Source organism: Gemmobacter serpentinus (genome assembly GCF_008973825.1).
GTDB lineage: Bacteria > Pseudomonadota > Alphaproteobacteria > Rhodobacterales > Rhodobacteraceae > Gemmobacter > Gemmobacter serpentinus.
This window is the reverse complement of the sequence record NZ_WCHR01000017.1, coordinates 132,405-148,838: the sequence shown is the minus strand read 5'-3', so window position 1 is coordinate 148,838 and position 16,434 is coordinate 132,405. Positions and strand designations below refer to the sequence as shown.

18 protein-coding genes are annotated in these 16,434 nt (G+C 64.2%); 8 read left to right on the top strand and 10 right to left on the bottom strand.

Annotated features, from left to right (window positions below; translation table 11 throughout):
- Positions 1-87: 87 nt before the first annotated feature.
- The 6 genes from GBJ34_RS10935 (at position 88) to GBJ34_RS10910 (ending at position 5,406) form a co-directional block, all read left to right on the top strand.
- Positions 88-336 carry a putative hemolysin gene (locus GBJ34_RS10935; RefSeq protein WP_151719303.1) on the top strand — a complete coding sequence of 83 codons (249 nt, stop codon included), beginning with the start codon at positions 88-90 and terminating at the stop codon, positions 334-336.
- 186 nt (positions 337-522) lie between these two features.
- Positions 523-1,827, top strand: a complete 1,305-nt coding sequence (purB, locus tag GBJ34_RS10930) for an adenylosuccinate lyase (RefSeq protein WP_151719302.1) — start codon at positions 523-525, stop codon at positions 1,825-1,827.
- A 142-nt stretch (positions 1,828-1,969) separates the two neighbouring features.
- Positions 1,970-2,131: an adenylosuccinate lyase gene (locus GBJ34_RS10925; protein WP_151719301.1), complete on the top strand. Its 162-nt coding sequence runs from the start codon at positions 1,970-1,972 to the stop codon at positions 2,129-2,131.
- A 56-nt stretch (positions 2,132-2,187) separates the two neighbouring features.
- Positions 2,188-3,279, top strand: coding sequence for a flagellar motor switch protein FliG (locus GBJ34_RS10920; protein ID WP_151719300.1), 1,092 nt, complete (start codon positions 2,188-2,190; stop codon positions 3,277-3,279).
- A gap of 369 nt (positions 3,280-3,648) precedes the next feature.
- Positions 3,649-4,518 carry a DMT family transporter gene (locus GBJ34_RS10915; RefSeq protein ID WP_151719299.1) on the top strand — a complete coding sequence of 290 codons (870 nt, stop codon included), beginning with the start codon at positions 3,649-3,651 and terminating at the stop codon, positions 4,516-4,518.
- Positions 4,519-4,521: 3 nt separating this feature from the next.
- Positions 4,522-5,406 (top strand): lysophospholipid acyltransferase family protein, encoded by an 885-nt coding sequence (locus GBJ34_RS10910; RefSeq protein WP_151719298.1) that lies wholly within the window; start codon positions 4,522-4,524, stop codon positions 5,404-5,406.
- 94 nt (positions 5,407-5,500) lie between these two features.
- On the opposite strand, the gene GBJ34_RS10905 is transcribed toward GBJ34_RS10910, so the two are convergent.
- Entirely contained in the window at positions 5,501-6,271 is a 771-nt protein-coding gene (locus tag GBJ34_RS10905; RefSeq protein ID WP_226341128.1) for a DUF1223 domain-containing protein, read from the bottom strand.
- 328 nt (positions 6,272-6,599) lie between these two features.
- Between GBJ34_RS10905 and acnA the strand changes: the two genes are divergently transcribed.
- Positions 6,600-9,353: an aconitate hydratase AcnA gene (gene acnA, locus GBJ34_RS10900; RefSeq protein WP_151719297.1), complete on the top strand. Its 2,754-nt coding sequence runs from the start codon at positions 6,600-6,602 to the stop codon at positions 9,351-9,353.
- A gap of 394 nt (positions 9,354-9,747) precedes the next feature.
- Complete coding sequence (locus GBJ34_RS21085) at positions 9,748-9,882, top strand: hypothetical protein (protein WP_264177069.1); 135 nt, start codon at positions 9,748-9,750, stop codon at positions 9,880-9,882.
- Here GBJ34_RS21085 and GBJ34_RS10895 read toward each other — a convergent pair.
- From GBJ34_RS10895 to secD, 9 genes are all read right to left on the bottom strand, one after another.
- Complete coding sequence (locus GBJ34_RS10895) at positions 9,879-10,301, bottom strand: hypothetical protein (RefSeq protein WP_192931192.1); 423 nt, start codon at positions 10,299-10,301, stop codon at positions 9,879-9,881. The two genes, GBJ34_RS21085 and GBJ34_RS10895, sit on opposite strands and share 4 nt — an antisense overlap.
- A gap of 79 nt (positions 10,302-10,380) precedes the next feature.
- The gene (locus GBJ34_RS10890) at positions 10,381-10,935 is read right to left on the bottom strand and encodes a DsbE family thiol:disulfide interchange protein (RefSeq protein WP_151719295.1); all 555 of its coding nucleotides are present in this window, start codon (positions 10,933-10,935) and stop codon (positions 10,381-10,383) included.
- Positions 10,932-11,126, bottom strand: a complete 195-nt coding sequence (gene ccmD, locus GBJ34_RS21215) for a heme exporter protein CcmD (protein WP_404811424.1) — start codon at positions 11,124-11,126, stop codon at positions 10,932-10,934. The genes GBJ34_RS10890 and ccmD overlap by 4 nt, the downstream gene beginning before the upstream one ends.
- Positions 11,126-11,860 carry a heme ABC transporter permease gene (locus GBJ34_RS10880; protein ID WP_151719293.1) on the bottom strand — a complete coding sequence of 245 codons (735 nt, stop codon included), beginning with the start codon at positions 11,858-11,860 and terminating at the stop codon, positions 11,126-11,128. The genes ccmD and GBJ34_RS10880 overlap by 1 nt, the downstream gene beginning before the upstream one ends.
- A gap of 43 nt (positions 11,861-11,903) precedes the next feature.
- The gene (ccmB, locus tag GBJ34_RS10875; RefSeq protein ID WP_151719292.1) at positions 11,904-12,560 is read right to left on the bottom strand and encodes a heme exporter protein CcmB; all 657 of its coding nucleotides are present in this window, start codon (positions 12,558-12,560) and stop codon (positions 11,904-11,906) included.
- On the bottom strand, positions 12,557-13,180 hold the full coding sequence (gene ccmA, locus GBJ34_RS10870; RefSeq protein WP_151719291.1) for a heme ABC exporter ATP-binding protein CcmA: 624 nt from the start codon (positions 13,178-13,180) through the stop codon (positions 12,557-12,559). The genes ccmB and ccmA overlap by 4 nt, the downstream gene beginning before the upstream one ends.
- Before the next feature lie 230 nt (positions 13,181-13,410).
- The gene (locus GBJ34_RS10865; RefSeq protein WP_151719290.1) at positions 13,411-13,764 is read right to left on the bottom strand and encodes an Mth938-like domain-containing protein; all 354 of its coding nucleotides are present in this window, start codon (positions 13,762-13,764) and stop codon (positions 13,411-13,413) included.
- A gap of 9 nt (positions 13,765-13,773) precedes the next feature.
- Positions 13,774-14,754: a protein translocase subunit SecF gene (gene secF, locus GBJ34_RS10860; protein WP_151719289.1), complete on the bottom strand. Its 981-nt coding sequence runs from the start codon at positions 14,752-14,754 to the stop codon at positions 13,774-13,776.
- Positions 14,755-14,763: 9 nt separating this feature from the next.
- Positions 14,764-16,431, bottom strand: coding sequence for a protein translocase subunit SecD (secD, locus tag GBJ34_RS10855; RefSeq protein WP_151719288.1), 1,668 nt, complete (start codon positions 16,429-16,431; stop codon positions 14,764-14,766).
- Between the last annotated feature and the right edge of the window lie 3 nt (positions 16,432-16,434).

Here is a 16,434-nt window from a genome sequence, read left to right as displayed (position 1 = left end):
CGGCAAGAGGACGCGACAGATGCCAGATGCCCTTGCCAAACCGTGGCGATCTTGGAACAATCAACCGCTCATCAGCCGGAGTTCCCGATGTATCGCATTGCCATCCCTGCCCTGATCCTGATGCTTTCGGCCTGTGGTGGTGGTGGTGGCGGCACGGCGAAACAGGCCCCCGGGCAATGGGCCTCCATGTCGAACCCGGCTTCGAAATACTGCGCGGAACTGGGCGGGCGGCTGGAAATCCGCAAGGAACAGGCGGGCGAGGCAGGCTATTGCCACCTGCCCGATGGTTCTACCGTCGAGGAGTGGCAATTGTTCCGCGGCAAGAACAGCCTTTAAGGGCGCGGACCTGCGGGCGGCGCTGCCGCCCGCTCCTGCGCCTCCCCGGTTCTGCACCGCCCTGCCCTGCGCGCCTGGACCTTTCTGCGCGGCCATAGCTGCCTTTCCGCCCTGCGCGCCTTGAACCGGCGCGCGCTTGGGTCTATGCGGCAGGCAAGTTCCCTTGCCGCAGCGAAAGGCCCGCCGATGATCCCGCGCTATTCCCGCCCCGACATGGTTGCCATCTGGGACCCGCAGACCCGCTTCCGCATCTGGTACGAGATCGAGGCCCATGCCTGCGACGCCCAGGCCCAGCTTGGCGTGATCCCCAAGGCCAATGCCGAAGCCGTCTGGAAGGCCCGCGACGTGACTTTCGATGTCGCCCGCATCGACGAGATCGAGGCCGTCACCAAGCATGACGTCATCGCCTTCCTGACCCATCTGGCCGAGATCATCGGCAATGACGAGGCGCGCTTCGTCCATCAGGGCATGACCTCTTCGGATGTGCTGGACACCACGCTGAACATTCAGCTCGTGCGCGCTGCCGACCTGCTGCTGGTCGGCATGGACCGGGTTCTGGCCGCGCTGAAGACCCGCGCGCTGGAACACAAGGACACCGTCCGCATCGGCCGCAGCCATGGCATTCATGCCGAACCGACCACGATGGGCCTGACCTTCGCCCGCTTCTACGCCGAGATGGATCGCGGCCGCCGCCGTCTAGTCGCCGCACGCGAGGAAATCCGCACTGGCGCGATTTCCGGCGCGGTCGGCACCTTCGCCAATATCGACCCCTTCGTGGAAGAATATGTCTGCGAGAAACTGGGGCTGGAACCCGAGCCGGTCTCGACGCAAGTCATCCCGCGCGACCGCCACGCCATGTTCTTTGCCACCCTTGGCGTCATCGCCTCCAGCATTGAAAACATCGCGATCGAGATCCGCCACATGCAGCGCACCGAGGTGCTGGAGGCCGAAGAATTCTTCAGCCCCGGCCAGAAGGGCTCGTCTGCGATGCCGCATAAGCGCAACCCGGTGCTGACCGAGAACCTGACCGGCCTTGCCCGTCTGGTGCGCATGTCGGTGGTGCCCGCGCTGGAGAATGTGGCGCTCTGGCACGAGCGTGACATCTCGCATTCCTCGGTGGAGCGCGCGATTGGACCCGACACCACGATCACCCTTGATTTCGCGCTGCACCGTCTGGCTGGTGTGATTGAGAAACTGGTGATCTACCCGGAAAACATGCTGCGCAACATGAACAAGTTCAAAGGCCTGGTCATGTCGCAGCGCGTGCTGCTGGCGCTGACGCAAGCCGGTGTCTCGCGCGAAGACAGCTATCGCCTTGTGCAGCGCAATGCGATGAAGGTCTGGGAAAAGGGTGCCGATTTCAAGACCGAGCTCTTGGCCGATGCGGAAGTGACCGCCGCCCTCAGCCCCGCCGAGATCGAAGAGAAATTCGACCTCGGCTATCACACCAAACATGTGGATACGATCTTCAAGCGCGTCTTTGGCGCCTGAGTTTGGGGTGCCTGATTTGCGGGCACCTCATCCCCCCGCACATTCCTGCAAGGGCGGCCTGCGCGCCGCCCATTTTTCATGCGCGGATGCCGGATGATTCGGGGTAGCATCAGAATCTGCATCGCAAGAAAGGAAGACCGCCATGATCTGCCGTTTCCCTGCCTTCGCCCTCTGCGCCCTGACCCTGCTTGCCCCTTCCATCGCAGCCGCCGCCTGTTCCGGCCATGAGGAAGCGCGGCTGAGCTGCGCCGAGGGGCTGCAATGGAACCCCGAGACGCGCGCCTGCGAAACCGCCAGCAGCTAAGCCCGCGTTAACCCGTGCCCGTCTAGGCTGATCCTGACCCGGAATCAGGAGACGCCATGGCACAGCAGGCCCTCACCCAGATCCAGCCCGTCCAGAAGCCTTCTGGCCCCGTGGCTGTGCCCCGTCCGCGCCCGCCCGGCGCAATTACGCTGACGCGACGGCAAAAGGCCGCGATCATCGTCCGGCTGATGCTGGCCGAGGGATCGCCCCTGCCGCTGTCATCGCTGCCCGATGCCATGCAGGCCGAACTGGCCCAGCAGATCGGCGAGATGCGGCTGGTGGATCGCGGTACGGTGGAGGGGGTGGTGACCGAATTCCTGTCGGAATTGGAACAGGTCGGCCTGTCCTTCCCCGGTGGCCTGGAGGGCGCGCTGGCGCTGATGGATGGGCATATCTCCAATGGCACCGCCTCACGGCTGCGCCGGCTGGTCGGCATCCGCCCTGACCGCGACCCCTGGGACCGGATCACCGCGCAACCGGCCGAGGCGCTGGCCCCGCTGCTGGAGGAGGAAAGCACCGAGGTAGCGGCCATCCTTCTGTCGAAACTGCCGGTCAGCAAGGCCGCCGCGTTGCTGGGGGGATTGCCGGGCGAAAAGGCCCGAAGGGTGGCCTTTGCCATGTCGCGCACTGCCCAGGTCGCCCCCGATACCGTGCGCCGGATCGGCGTGTCCCTGCTGACCCAGTTCGACAGCCAGCCCGCCCGCGCCTTTGACACCGGCCCGGTGGAACGGGTGGGTGCGATCCTCAATGTCTCGCCCGAACTCACGCGCGAGGATGTGCTGCGCGGATTGGACGAAACCGATGCAGGCTTTGCCGAACAGGTGCGCAAGGCGATCTTCACCTTCGTGCATCTGCCCGCCCGTCTCAGCCCGCGCGACGTGCCGAAACTGACCCGCGCGGTCGATCAACCGACACTGGTCACCGCCCTTGCCGGAACCGGCGGCGTGGCCGAGCGTGAGGCTGCGGCAGAATTCATCCTGGCCAATCTGTCGCAACGCATGGCCCAGGCCCTGCGCGACGAGATCGCCGAACGCGGCACCGTGCGCGAACGCGAGGCAGAGGCCGCGCAATCCAGCCTGGTTCTGGCGATCCGCGCGATGGAGACGGCGGGCGAACTGACACTTATCCGCAACGAGGAGGAGGAATGACCTGAACCTGAACCTGAACCTGAACCCAGACCCAGACCCAGACCTAGACCTAGACCTAGACCTAGACCTAGACCTAGACCTAGACCTAGACCTAGACCTAGACTTGGGCTGCTCCAAGACATCATACAGTGCAAGGCAGGTCTGCGCAGCGGCGCGCAAGGCGCATCCTGTCATCGTCCGATCCTATCGCCAACCACCTTGGCGCAGATGAAGCCGCCCAACACGCCTGACGACCCGCGCATGAAGCCCAATCCTCGGGTGTCTGCGATGCCCCGGATCCTCTCTGCCGGGGTTCAGCCTGGCCTTGCCCTTCCGTAAGCCCCCCACTAGGGTCCGCCCGGCACGCAAGGCCGGGAGATCAAGCCAGAGATGACGCAGAACCAGACCGGGCAAGGCATCCTGATGATCCTTGCGGCCGTCGCCACCTTCACCAGCATGGACGCGCTGGCAAAATACCTGATCCTGAGCGGTTACCCCGCCTTTCAGGTGATCTGGGCGCGCTATCTGGGCCAGACGGTGATCGTGGCGCTGGTCTTCCTTCCCCGGCTGTTTCAGGTGCTGCGCACCGGCCGCCCATGGTTGCAAATCCTGCGCTCGATCTTCCAGTTCGGCGCGACGGCGTTCTTCTTTCTCAGCCTTGGCCAGATCGGTCTGGCAGAGGCGACCGCGATCACCGATATCAACCCGGTGCTGATCACCCTGGGGGCCGCGGTATTCCTGGGGGAACGCTTCGGGCCGCGCCGCATGGCCGGGGTGCTGGCCGCACTGGTCGGTGCGCTGATCATCATCCGCCCCGGTGCCGGTGTGTTCCAGCCCGCCGCGCTGCTGCCGCTCTGCTGCGCCATCTGCTATGCCGGTTTTGCGCTGGCCACCCGCAAGGCGGGTGCCACGGAATCGCCGGCCACCTCGTTGATCTATTCGGCGCTGTTCGGCACGCTGGTCAGCAGCGCCGCAATGCCGGTGGTCTATCAGCCGATTGCCAGCGGCGATCTTTGGGGTTTCCTGGTGATCGGCGCGATAGGGTCGCTGGCGCAATTCTTCCTGATCCGCGCCTTCACCTTGGCCGAGGCCTCGGTCATCGCGCCCTTTGGCTATGTCGGCATCCTGTTCGCCACGATCTGGGGCATCCTGATCTTCGACGAATGGCCCGATCTCTGGACGGCGGTCGGTGCCCTTGTGATCGCGGGGGCTGGCCTCTATGTCTGGCACCGCGAAACAAGGGTGCAGGGCACCAGCTGAGACATGGCCGAGACCGAGAACAGCAAGCAGATTTTCCGGCTGGGCCATTGGCTTCAGAATGCCATATTGCGCGGGCTGATCGGCGCGCTGCTGCTGCTGCCCTATCGCTGGCGGGTGCCGCTTTGTGGCAAGGTCTTCGCCTATGTCATCGCGCCGCTGGCCGGATATACCCGCCGCATCCGCAACAATCTGGCGCTTGTCATGCCCGATATGCCGCAGGCAGAGGTCGCGCGCATGTGCCGTGCGGTGCCCGACAATGTCGGCCGCACCATCATCGAGATGTATTCAGGCGAGGAATTTCGTGCCCGTGTTGCCGCAAGCCCGATCCGGGGCGAAGGTCTGGCGGCCTTGGAACAGGCACGGGCCGAGGGTCGCCCCGTCGTGCTGGTGACCGGGCATTTCGGCAATTACGACGCCAGCCGCGTGGCGCTGGCCGCACGCGGCTTCCGCATCGGTGGCCTTTATCGGCCAATGTCGAACCGCTATTTCAACGCCCATTACGTCGCTGCCATGGCCTATTTCGGTGAACCGCTGTTCCCGCGCGGGCGTCAGGGCATGAGCGCGATGATCCGTTTCCTGCGCAGTGGTGGCATGTTGGGCATCGTGCAGGACCAGCATATGAAGCTGGGTGTGCCGATGAAGTTCTTTGGCCGCGATGCCATGACGGCGCTCTCTGCCTCGGAACTTGCCTTGAAATACAATGCGCTGCTGATCCCGGCCTATGCGACACGCCTGCCCGACCGGCTGAATTTCGATATCTGGGTCGATGCGCCTCTGCCACATAGCAATGCCGAAGCGATGACCCAGGCATTGAATGACCATCTGGAGGCACATGTGCGCCAGCATATGGATCAGTGGTTCTGGATCCATAAACGCTGGAAGATCTGACGCCCGGACAGGTGGACGGATCGACAAACCTGTGAAACAGGCGATCGAACAGACAGACGGGCGGCCCCATCAGCGGCTCAACAGGCCCGCGCGATCAGTCGATCCGCGCTGCGGCCACGATCTCGGCCGGGCCGCTGCTGCCCTCGGCCACCCGCTGCAACAGCACGACGAGCGGCCCCTCGCCCACCTGCGGCACCAGGATGTCCAGTGGCGGCTCGCCCGGCCAATCCGCCAGCACCTGCCAATCGGTGACGATATTGTGATAGGTCACGGTGCGCCCGGCATTCTCGCCATGCGCAATCGCAACCGTTTCTTCGGGTTTGTAGCGCACCAGTTGCACCCGTAGCGGCGCGACCGGCTGCGCCAGCTTGCCCTGGATGCGCAGCCCGTCCCCCTCGCGCGTCAGCTGCAGCCCGGCGGATTGCGGCAGGGCCTTTGCCTGCTCAATCGCCTCTGCCACCGCTTGCGGGTCGTTGCCCTCCACCCTTGCGCCACCAGCCACCACCATTTGCGGCGTATAGATCATCCGGCTACCTGCCGCGCGGGCATAGGCCTTTTGGCGTTCGGTGAATTGCGGGCTGGCAAAGCTGTCGGCCCAGCCGATGTAATCCCAGTAATCGACATGCAGGGCGAGCGGGATCAGCGCCGGATCCTTGACCAGTTCCGCCAGAAGCGCATCAGCAGCGGGGCAAGAGACACAGCCCTGCGAGGTGTAAAGTTCCAGAAGAACCGGCGGCGTTGCCGTCTCGGCGGCCGGGGCTGCGCCACCTTGAGGCGCGCTTTCGACCGCTGCGGTCTGCGCCGAGGCCATGGCAGCCCCAGACAGAGACAGAAGGCAGGCCAAGCCGAAAGGCTTCATCATCATGCTGGATCCCTCTTTTGCAAACCCGTTCTAACCGTTCACCCAATCCCGAACCAATCAAGGTTTTGCGATAGCCCGAGCCCGCCCCCGTGATCAACCCGTCGCGGCAAGGAACTGCACCAGGTGCCGCGATCAGGGGCGCACAAAACCGCCCATCCGCCCAGATGCCCGCAAAAGGCCGAATACGGGGCTGGAAACTCGGCATACTATTGCATACATTAGCCCTGCGGATTTCCTTGCACAGCGCCTCATGATGCGGCAAATCTTCAAGGATCCCCGCAAGCACAGACATCAACGTCAGAATTTCCGAGCCAAAGCCAGGAGGCGACAGATGACCGTCACCGTCGGACGCGACAGCAGCAAAACCCGCAAGACATTGACCGCAGGTGGCCAGACGGTTGCCTATTATTCGATCCCGGCGGCAGAAGCCGCGGGTTTGGGCGAGTTCGCGCGGCTTCCCGCCTCGCTGAAGGTGGTGCTGGAAAACATGCTCCGCTTCGAGGATGGCAAGACCGTCACGGTCGATGACATCCGGGCCTTTTCCGACTGGGGCAAGCAGGGCGGGCAGAACCCGATCGAGATCGCCTATCGTCCGGCCCGTGTCTTGATGCAGGATTTCACCGGGGTGCCTGCGGTGGTCGACCTGGCCGCGATGCGCGATGGCATCCTTGGCCTTGGGGGCGATGCGCAAAAGATCAACCCGCTGAACCCGGTCGATCTGGTCATCGACCATTCGGTGATGATCGATGAATTTGGCACGCCCCGCGCCTTCCAGATGAATGTGGATCTGGAATATGAGCGCAATCTGGAGCGTTACACCTTCCTGAAATGGGGCCAGAAGGCCTTCAACAATTTCCGCGTGGTGCCGCCGGGCACCGGCATCTGCCATCAGGTCAATCTGGAATATCTGGCGCAGACCGTCTGGACGGATACCGACCAGAATGGCGAGATGGTGGCCTATCCCGACACGCTGGTGGGCACCGACAGCCATACCACGATGGTGAACGGCCTGGCGGTTCTGGGTTGGGGTGTCGGCGGGATCGAGGCCGAGGCCGCGATGCTGGGTCAGCCCGTGTCGATGCTGATTCCCGAGGTTGTGGGCTTCAAGTTGACCGGCAAGATGGTCGAGGGCACCACGGCAACCGATCTGGTGCTGAAAGTGGTGCAGATGCTGCGCAAGCATGGCGTGGTGAACAAATTCGTCGAATTCTACGGCGAAGGACTCGACCACCTGCCGCTGGCCGATCGTGCCACCATCGCCAATATGGCCCCCGAATATGGCGCGACCTGCGGCTTCTTCCCGATCGATGCCGAGACCCTGCGCTATATGCGCGCGACCGGCCGCGATGAGGCGCGGATCGCGCTGGTCGAGGCCTATGCCAAGGAAAACGGTTTCTGGCGCGGGGCCGATTACAGCCCGATCTATACCTCGACACTGGCGCTCGACATGGGCGAGATCGTCCCGGCGATCTCTGGCCCCAAGCGCCCGCAGGATTATCTGCCGCTGACCGATGCGGCGCGGACCTTCTACAAGGTGGTCGCCGATTATCGCGGCATCGATGTATCCCCCGATGCGCTGAGCATGGGTGACGAGGGCGGCGCCGTCACCGCTCCGCCCCGCGACGTGCGCAAGGTCGTGGCGGTCGATGGCAAGGATTACAGCCTCACCGATGGCTCGGTGGTGATTGCCGCCATCACCTCCTGCACCAATACCTCCAACCCCTATGTCATGATGGGGGCCGGGCTGGTGGCCCGCAAGGCGCGCGCGCTTGGTCTGACCGCCAAGCCCTGGGTCAAGACCTCGCTCGCGCCAGGAAGCCAGGTCGTGGGCGAATATCTGGCGGCCTCTGGCCTGCAGGAAGACCTTGATGCGCTTGGCTTCAACCTTGTGGGCTATGGCTGCACCACCTGCATCGGCAATTCCGGGCCGCTGGGGGATCCTGCGATCTCCAAGGCGATCAACGACCATGATCTGGTGGCAACCGCCGTGCTGTCGGGCAACCGCAATTTCGAGGGCCGGATTTCCCCGGATGTGCGGGCGAACTTCCTGGCCTCGCCGCCGCTTGTCGTGGCCTATGCCATTGCGGGCGATCTGAATGTCAACCTGACCCGCGATCCGATCGGCCAGACGCCCGACGGGCGCGATGTCTTCCTGAAGGATATCTGGCCCAGCAGTCAGGAAGTGGCCGAGATGGTCGATCGCGTGGTGACGCGCGAGATGTTCCAGGCCAAATATGCCGATGTCTTCAAGGGCGACGAAAGGTGGCAGGCGGTGCAGATCACCGATTCCGAGACCTATGATTGGCCGCCCGCCTCGACCTACATCCAGAACCCGCCCTATTTCCAGGGCATGGGGCGCGACAAGGGCGTGATCTCGGATATCGAGGGGGCGCGGGTGCTGGCGATCCTGGGCGACATGATCACCACCGACCATATCTCGCCCGCGGGCTCGTTCAAGGCGACGACCCCGGCCGGGAAATACCTGACCGAGCGGCAGGTGGCGGTGCGCGATTTCAACTCCTACGGCTCGCGGCGCGGCAATCACGAGGTGATGATGCGTGGCACCTTCGCCAATATCCGCATCAAGAACGAGATGCTCGACGGCGTCGAGGGCGGTTATACCAAGGGCCCCGATGGCGCGCAGACCTCGATCTTTGATGCCTCGATGGAATGGCAGGCGCGCGATACCCCGCTGGTGATCTTTGGCGGCGTCGAATATGGCGCGGGATCGTCGCGGGACTGGGCCGCGAAGGGCACCGCCCTACTGGGCGTCAAGGCGGTGATCGCCGAAAGTTTCGAGCGCATCCACCGTTCCAACCTTGTCGGCATGGGTGTGATCCCGTTCGAGTTCCAGCCCGGCGAAAACCGCAAGACGCTTGGTCTGACCGGCGATGAAACCGTGTCGATCCATGGCCTTGCAGGTGATCTGAAACCGCTCAGCCTTGTGCCCTGCACCATCCGCTATGCGGATGGGCGTGAGATCACGATTCAAATCAAGTGCCGGATCGATACCGCCATCGAGATCGAATATGTCGAGAATGGCGGCGTCTTGCATTACGTTCTGCGCGATCTGGCGCAGAACTGAGCCGCACAAAAGGCCGGGGAAACCCGGCCTTTTTTCCATCGGGCAGATCCGGGCCAGACCACCCTTGCCAGACCCAGCCGTGCCAGGCTGGCCCGGAATAGGCTTGCCCGTGACAGGCAGGCCAGTGATAGGCAGGCCGGTGAATTGGGCACCGTTTTCGACCAAGCCCGCATGTCCTTGCGGCCCGCAGGTCCGGTCAGGCTGCTATTGCCGTCCTCCTGAAGCGAGGCCTGCCCGTGCCCCCGCAGGCAGCGCCGCGAGCAGGACCGCCCGGCTCGTTCCAGCCCGGGCCGCCAGCAGGCCGCCCCTCCAAAGAAGCCCCCAATTTTATCTGTTAGGCCACTCTTTACCCGACCCCGCCATGCTTGCCCCAACCACATCGGCAGGAGGCATCATGCGATCCCAAATCCATCCGATTGCCGCGCGCCCTCGGGGGCCGCCGCCGCCCATGCGGGCATGGGCCACAACGCTTCCATGGCAGGAATGGCTGCTGGCCCTGCCGCTGCTGATCATGCTGGCAGGGGCTTAGCGGGCGCAGGCCATATCCGGCACAGGCCACAGGGTGAAGCGCCGCCCGTCCGGGGCCGCGCAATTCAGCAGCGGGTAGTTGTTGCCATCATTGTGGTAAAGGCACCAAAGGCTCGGATCCTGCGCGCCGCCGCTGAGCAGATTGGGCACCTCGCCCCAGCCGTCGAAGGCCAGCCTTTGCGCCGGCGCGTCAGCACCCGCAGCGCAGCCCCGCAATTCCAGCCCCGCGGCCCCGGGATCAATGCGCACCAGATCATCGACCAAGCCCGGTGGCGTCGCACCATCGCGCCCCACCCGTTGATAGGTGCCAGTGAAATACTCGGCGGGCGGCACCTGATCCTCGGCCACGGCCGGACCGTGCCAGATCAGCGCAAGGGCCGATATCCGCACCAGAGCAGGTATCCGCTTCAGGAAGCACATCCATGCAAAGCCAGGCACCGGCATGTGTGCGGGCTATGGCCTGCGTGCGGGCAGCGGGCCGGGCACACCGGCTGCCCCCTCACCGCTTCAGTGCCTCTTGCAAGGCTGGCACAAAGCGGCGTTCATAGTCGGTGCCGACCAGCGGGCCGATGAACTTGAACAGCACCGTGCCATCACCGCCGATGATGAAGGTCTCTGGCGGGTTGGTCACCCCCCATTCCACCCGATTGCGCCCGCGCGGGTCGGTGGCCAGGGCGAAAAAGGGATTGCCATCTTCGGTCAGATATTTGGTGGCATCGGCGTCGCGATCCATCATGTTGATGCCCGCCACACGGATGCCATCCGCCGCCATCTTCTTCAAAACCGGATGCTCCGCCCGGCATGGCGGGCACCAGCTGGCCCAGAAGTTCAGCACCGTGACCTGACCGCTGCGCAGATCCTCGGCCCGCAACTGGGTCTGGCCCGGCAGCGTGGTGTCCGGCAGGACCGGCGCCTGCCGCCCGATAAAGACCGAAGGCAGGTCTTCATTGGCACCGGGATTGCCCGCAAGGTTCAACAGCTTGGGCAGCGCGATCGCCCCCATGAAGACCGCAATGATCGCCAGCGGCAGGAAGAACAGAACCCGGCCTTTCATGCGCGCCCCCCATTGGCTTGGCCGTGATGACCTTGGGCCGCCCTCGCGGCAAGCCGCGCCTCGGCCGCGATCAAGGCGGCTTTCGCGCGCCGAAAGCGCCAGACGACAAGCGCGACCACAGCCCCCAGCAAAGCCAGCCCCGCGCCATAAGAGGCCAGTACCGCGAAGGCGTATTTTCCAAGTTCGGGCATCATGCCTCCTGACGTTCGCGCGCCTCGATCACCGCAAGGCGGCGCAGGCGAATTTCGGTGACGGTGCCGATCAGGACCAGCGCCAGAAACAGCAGCACGATCCCGATCAGGCAAAAGATCAGCGGCCAGTAATAGGCCGGGTCGAGCGGGTCCTTTTCGCCGACCTTCAGGATCGTGCTGTCCTGATGCAGCCCCTGATTCCAGAACTTCACCGCATAACGGCTGAGCAGCGCAAAGACCGATCCGACCACGCATAAAAGCCCGGTCAGATCGGCGGCGGTATCGGGATTTTCGACCGCCTGCCAGAGCGCGATATAGCCCAGATAGAACAGAAGCAGGATCAGGAACGAGGTCAGCCGCGGGTCCCATTCCCACCAGGTGCCCCACATCGGCTGGCCCCAGAGCGCGCCGGTCACCAGCGCGATCAGGGTGAAGGTCAGGCCCACGGGGGCCGCCGCCCGCGCGGCCAGGGCGCTGACATGGTGGCGGCGGATGATCCAGATCAGCGACGCCACCAGCATCATGCCCCAGGCATTGATCGCCATCATCGCGGCGGGCACATGCAGGAACATGATCTTGACGGTCGCGCCCTGCTTGTAATCCTCGGGCGTGAAGAAAAAGCCCCAGACCAGCCCGATCAGCAGAAAGCCCATAGCCAACGGCAGCAGCACCGGCAGGATGCGGCCTGCGGTCTCGATGAATTTCTTCGGATTGGCATATTCCCAGATCGACATCGGGCCTCGCTAGATCCAGTCAGGTTGCAACGGCAAGACAGCCTCACCGCAGATTGATGCGCAACGCAAGCGCGGATGCGAAGGGCAACGCCGCTTGCGCCCCCAGCGTGATCCCGGCCAAGAGCAGCAGCGGCACCTCCACCGCCATGCCGGCCGCACCACGCTTGACCACCTCGGCACCGAAGATCAGGGTCGGCACATAAAGCGGCAGCACCAGCAGGCTGAGCAGCAAGCCGCCGCGCTTCAACCCCACGGTCAGCGCCGCACCAAAGGCCCCGATGGCGCTGAGGCCGGGAGTGCCCAAAAGCAGCGACAGCACCAGCCAGCCATAGCCTGCCTGCGGCAGATGCAGCAGCACCCCCAAAACGGGCGCAGCCAGCACCAGCGGCAGCCCTGTCACCAGCCAATGCGCAAAGGCCTTGATCGCCACCACCCCTTCCAGCGGGATGGGGGCGGTGGCCAGAAGATCAAGCGTGCCATCCTCGAAATCCAGCGCGAAGATGCGATCCAGGCTGAGCAGGCAGGCCAGCAGCGCACCGACCCACAAGACGCCGGGGGCGATTTTCGCCAGCGTGGTGCCCTCGGGCCCGACGCCAAGCGGCACCAACACCGCGACCAGCAGGAAGAAGGCAAGGCCAAGGCCAAAGCCGCCGCCAGCGCGCAGCGCGAGGCGCAGATCGCGGATCAGCAGCGCGATCACAGAAAGGCCTCGTCAAAGCCGCGGCTGGCGATCACGCCGCCGCGGGCCTTGAAGGGGCTGAGGTCCAGCACGCGCGCCTCGGGCAAGCCCAGATCGATATGGGTGGCGATCAGCGCCGCACCGCCCGCCGCCAGATGATCGCGCAGCACGTCAGCGAACAGCGCGACCGAGGCGGTATCAAGGCTGACGGTTGGTTCATCCAAAAGCCAATAGGGCCGCCCCGAGACCAGCAGCCGCGCAAGCCCCAGCCGCCGCTTCTGCCCGGCCGACAGGTTGGCCGCGCGCCGGTCGCGCAGATCGGCAAGGTTCATGCGCACCAGGGCAGGCTCTATCCCGCTCGTGCCATGGATCGCGGCCCAGAAGGCCAGATTTTCCTCCACCGTCAGCACCGATTTCAGCCCGTCGGCATGGGCGCCATAAGCGATGCTTTCGGGCGGCGCGGTGATGGTGCCGCGCAGCGCCGGTTGCAGGCCCGCCAGGGTGCGCAAAAGTGTCGTCTTGCCGATGCCATTGGCGCCGCGCAGGATCACGGCCTGACCGGGGGAAAGCGCAAGGCGCACCCCCTCCAGCACGCAGACGCCGCCGCGCGCCACCGCCAGATCTTCGATGACGAATTCCATGCCCCCTCCCTAGCCGATCCGCAGCGTCATGGCAAAGCCCGGCGCTGCGACAGGGTGCCACGCAATCTTGTGCTTTCGGACGGGGCGGTGCGCCGGATCAAGCTGCCTGCCTTGGCCGCTCAGGCAAGCACCTGATCGGCATCAGGCATGGCCGCAAATCCCGCAACCCTGCGCGGAAAACCGGGCATGGAAGCCTGATCGTCAAAACAGGTCAGCCGGAAAACGTCCGATCAGACGGGCAGCAACGCCAAAGCCACGCGGCGGCCTTCGCTGAGCAAGACATTATAGGTGCGGCAGGCGGCGGGGGATGCCATGACCTCCACCCCGATCCCCTGTTCTTCCAGCGCATCACGCAGCGCCTTGGGGGCATGGGCAATCTCTGGCCCCATGCCAAGGAACAGCACGTCGATCTCGCCTGCAAGCCCGGTCAGCGCCGCGATGTCATCCAAGCCCCCCCAGGGACCGGCATCCCAGGGCGTGACGATCACCGCGCCCTGCAGGATACGGCCCCCGATCCGGAAGAATCCGGGGCCGTAGCTTTCAACCGGCTGTGCCGTGCCATATTCGATCTCGGTCAGCCGCATGGATCACCCTCAGGCGTCGATATTGGCGAATTCGTGATCGCCGGGTTTGCGCTCTTTCTTGGCCTTTTCGGTGCGGTCAAGGCCAAGCATCAGAACGATGTTCTTCGCCACATAAAGTGTCGAGTAACAGCCGATGAACACGCCGAACAGCATGGCCGAGACAAAGCCCCGGATCACGTCGCCGCCAAAGATCACCAGCGCCGTCAAAGCCAGGGCCGTGGTGGTCATCGTCATCACCGTGCGCGACAGCGTCTCGTTCGTGGTGAGGTTCATCAGATCGCGCAGCGGCATCTGCTTGTATTTCGGCAGGTTCTCACGAAGCCTGTCGAAGATCACCACCGTATCGTTCACCGAATATCCCAGGATGGTCAGCAGCGCCGCCACGATGGTCAGGTCGAACTTCAGTTGGAAGATCGCGAAAAAGCCCACGGTCACGATCACGTCATGGATCAGGGCGGCGACGCAGCCCACAGCGAACTGCCATTCAAAGCGCAGCCAGACATAGATCCAGATCCCGGTCGAGGCGATGGCCACGGCGGCAAGCGCCTTCCAGATCAGTTCGTTGGAGACCTTGGGGCCGACCGATTCCACCGAAGGGAAGGTCACGGCCGGGTCGACCTGCAGCAGCGCCGCCTCGATCTGTTCGATGACCTCGGGCGTCACCGCCTCATAGCCATCCTGCGGGGCCACGCGCAGCATTTTCACATGCTGGTCAGGCCGGAACGAGGGGTCGAACACATCGGTGATCGAGACCTCGCCCAGACCAAGCGCATCGGTCGCCTCGCGGTAGACCGAGATGTCGATGTTCTGGGTGCTTTCCACCCGGATCGTGGTGCCGCCCTTGAAGTCGACGCCGAAGTTCAGCCCCATGATGGCGACCGCCAGCAGCGAGACCACCACCGCCACCACCGATGCCCCGAAGGTCAGCCATTGCCACTTGAAGAAGTCGATATTGGTATGGGTCGGAACCAGTTTCAGACGAAATGCCATGATGCGACCTCACACGATGATGGTCTTGGGGCGACGCAAGCCCATGTAAAGCGAGATGATCGCCCGCGTCACATAAACGGCGGTGAACATTGAGGTGACGATGCCGATCGTGGTGGTGACGGCAAAGCCGCGCACCGGGCCGGAACCCACGAAGAACATGATGATCGCGGTCAGCATCGCCGTCACGTTGGAATCGGTGATGGCCGACAGCGCCTTGTCATAGCCCTCATGGATCGCGACCAAGGGGGATTTGCCGTCGCGCAACTCCTCGCGCATCCGCTCATAGATCAGCACATTGGCATCCACCGCCATGCCCATGGTCAGCACGATCCCCGCGATCCCCGGCAGGGTCAGCGTGGCACCGATCACCGACTGGATGGCGAACATCATCGCGATGTTGATCGCAAGCGCAATGATGGTGAAGGTGCCGAACAGACCGTAGCTTGCGATCATGTAGACCGAGACAAGGCCCGCGCCCACAACCGCCGCCATCTGGCCGGAGCGGATCGAGTCGGCACCAAGTTCCGGGCCGATGGTGCGTTCTTCTAGGAAGGTCATCTCAGCCGGCAAGGCACCCGCGCGCAGCAGAACCGCAAGCTCGGTGCTTTCCTCGACGGTGAACTGGCCGGTGATGATGCCGCGCCCACCCGGAATATGGCTCTGGATGGTCGGGGCCGAAATCACCTGCTGGTCCAGCACGATGGCGAAAGGCTTGCCGATATTGCTCGCGGTGTAATCGCCGAACTTGCGCGCGCCGGTCGCGTCAAACTGGAACTCTACCGCAGGGCGGCCGTTCTGGTCAAAGGCGGGCTGTGCGTTGGTCAGTTCCTCGCCGGTGACGACCGGGGTCTTCTCGACGATGTAATAGGTGTTGGGCTGGTCCATCGCGGGCAGAAGTTCCTCGCGCGCGCCCGGCTTGGTGCCGGCGTCGCCGGTCACCCGGGTCACTGGGTGGAAGCCCAGTTTCGCGGTGGTGCCGATCAGGCTTTTCAGCTCGGCCGCCGATCCGATGCCCGGCACCTGGATCAGAATCCGGTCCTCGCCCTGGCGCTGGATGGTGGGTTCGCGGGTGCCGACCTCATCCACGCGACGGCGGATGATCTCCAGGCTCTGTTGCACGGTGCGCTGATCGGTCGCCACGCGCTCGGCAGGCGAAAGCTGAACGACGATCTCACCATTATCCAGCGAGACCTCGATATCGCTCGATCCCATCCCGGTCAGGCTGACCACAGGGGTCGCCAGCGCGCGCACCTTTTCCAGCGCGACCTGAATGCCCTCTGGGTTGGAAATGGCGACCCGCAGCACGCCTTCCGGCGAGGGCTGGCGGCGCACATTGCCGACCTGATCGCGCACGTCGCGCAGGGCGTCGCGCACTTCGGGCCACATGCCGTCGATGCGGGCGGCATAGACATCCGCCACCTTCACCTCGGCCAGAAGATGCGCCCCCCCGCGCAGATCGAGGCCAAGCGGCACGATCGACGAGGGCAGCCAGTCGGGCCAGAGCGCCCGATCCGCCACCTGTTCCGGCGTCGCGCTGCCATCGGCCTTTTCCATCGCGGCAACAGCGTCATTATGACGCTCCACCCGATCATAAAAGGCGTTCGGCAAGGCATAAAGAAGGCTGAGGGCAACAAGCCCCCAGACCACGATGCTTTTCCACAGGGGCGTATCGGTCATCCT

Excerpts from the sequence above, each read along its gene's own strand:
- purB (WP_151719302.1), top strand. The coding sequence starts at position 523 with ATGATCCCGCGCTATTCCCGCCCCGACATGGTTGCCATCTGGGACCCG.
- GBJ34_RS10895 (WP_192931192.1), bottom strand. The coding sequence starts at position 10,301 with ATGTGCTTCCTGAAGCGGATACCTGCTCTGGTGCGGATATCGGCCCTT.
- GBJ34_RS10890 (WP_151719295.1), bottom strand. The coding sequence starts at position 10,935 with ATGAAAGGCCGGGTTCTGTTCTTCCTGCCGCTGGCGATCATTGCGGTC.
- GBJ34_RS10915 (WP_151719299.1), top strand. The coding sequence starts at position 3,649 with ATGACGCAGAACCAGACCGGGCAAGGCATCCTGATGATCCTTGCGGCC.
- GBJ34_RS10880 (WP_151719293.1), bottom strand. The coding sequence starts at position 11,860 with ATGTCGATCTGGGAATATGCCAATCCGAAGAAATTCATCGAGACCGCA.
- GBJ34_RS10920 (WP_151719300.1), top strand. The coding sequence starts at position 2,188 with ATGGCACAGCAGGCCCTCACCCAGATCCAGCCCGTCCAGAAGCCTTCT.
- secF (WP_151719289.1), bottom strand. The coding sequence starts at position 14,754 with ATGGCATTTCGTCTGAAACTGGTTCCGACCCATACCAATATCGACTTC.
- GBJ34_RS10865 (WP_151719290.1), bottom strand. The coding sequence starts at position 13,764 with ATGCGGCTGACCGAGATCGAATATGGCACGGCACAGCCGGTTGAAAGC.
- secD (WP_151719288.1), bottom strand. The coding sequence starts at position 16,431 with ATGACCGATACGCCCCTGTGGAAAAGCATCGTGGTCTGGGGGCTTGTT.
- ccmA (WP_151719291.1), bottom strand. The coding sequence starts at position 13,180 with ATGGAATTCGTCATCGAAGATCTGGCGGTGGCGCGCGGCGGCGTCTGC.
- GBJ34_RS21085 (WP_264177069.1), top strand. The coding sequence starts at position 9,748 with ATGCGATCCCAAATCCATCCGATTGCCGCGCGCCCTCGGGGGCCGCCG.
- GBJ34_RS10935 (WP_151719303.1), top strand. The coding sequence starts at position 88 with ATGTATCGCATTGCCATCCCTGCCCTGATCCTGATGCTTTCGGCCTGT.
- GBJ34_RS10910 (WP_151719298.1), top strand. The coding sequence starts at position 4,522 with ATGGCCGAGACCGAGAACAGCAAGCAGATTTTCCGGCTGGGCCATTGG.
- acnA (WP_151719297.1), top strand. The coding sequence starts at position 6,600 with ATGACCGTCACCGTCGGACGCGACAGCAGCAAAACCCGCAAGACATTG.
- GBJ34_RS10925 (WP_151719301.1), top strand. The coding sequence starts at position 1,970 with ATGATCTGCCGTTTCCCTGCCTTCGCCCTCTGCGCCCTGACCCTGCTT.
- GBJ34_RS10905 (WP_226341128.1), bottom strand. The coding sequence starts at position 6,271 with ATGATGATGAAGCCTTTCGGCTTGGCCTGCCTTCTGTCTCTGTCTGGG.
- ccmD (WP_404811424.1), bottom strand. The coding sequence starts at position 11,126 with ATGCCCGAACTTGGAAAATACGCCTTCGCGGTACTGGCCTCTTATGGC.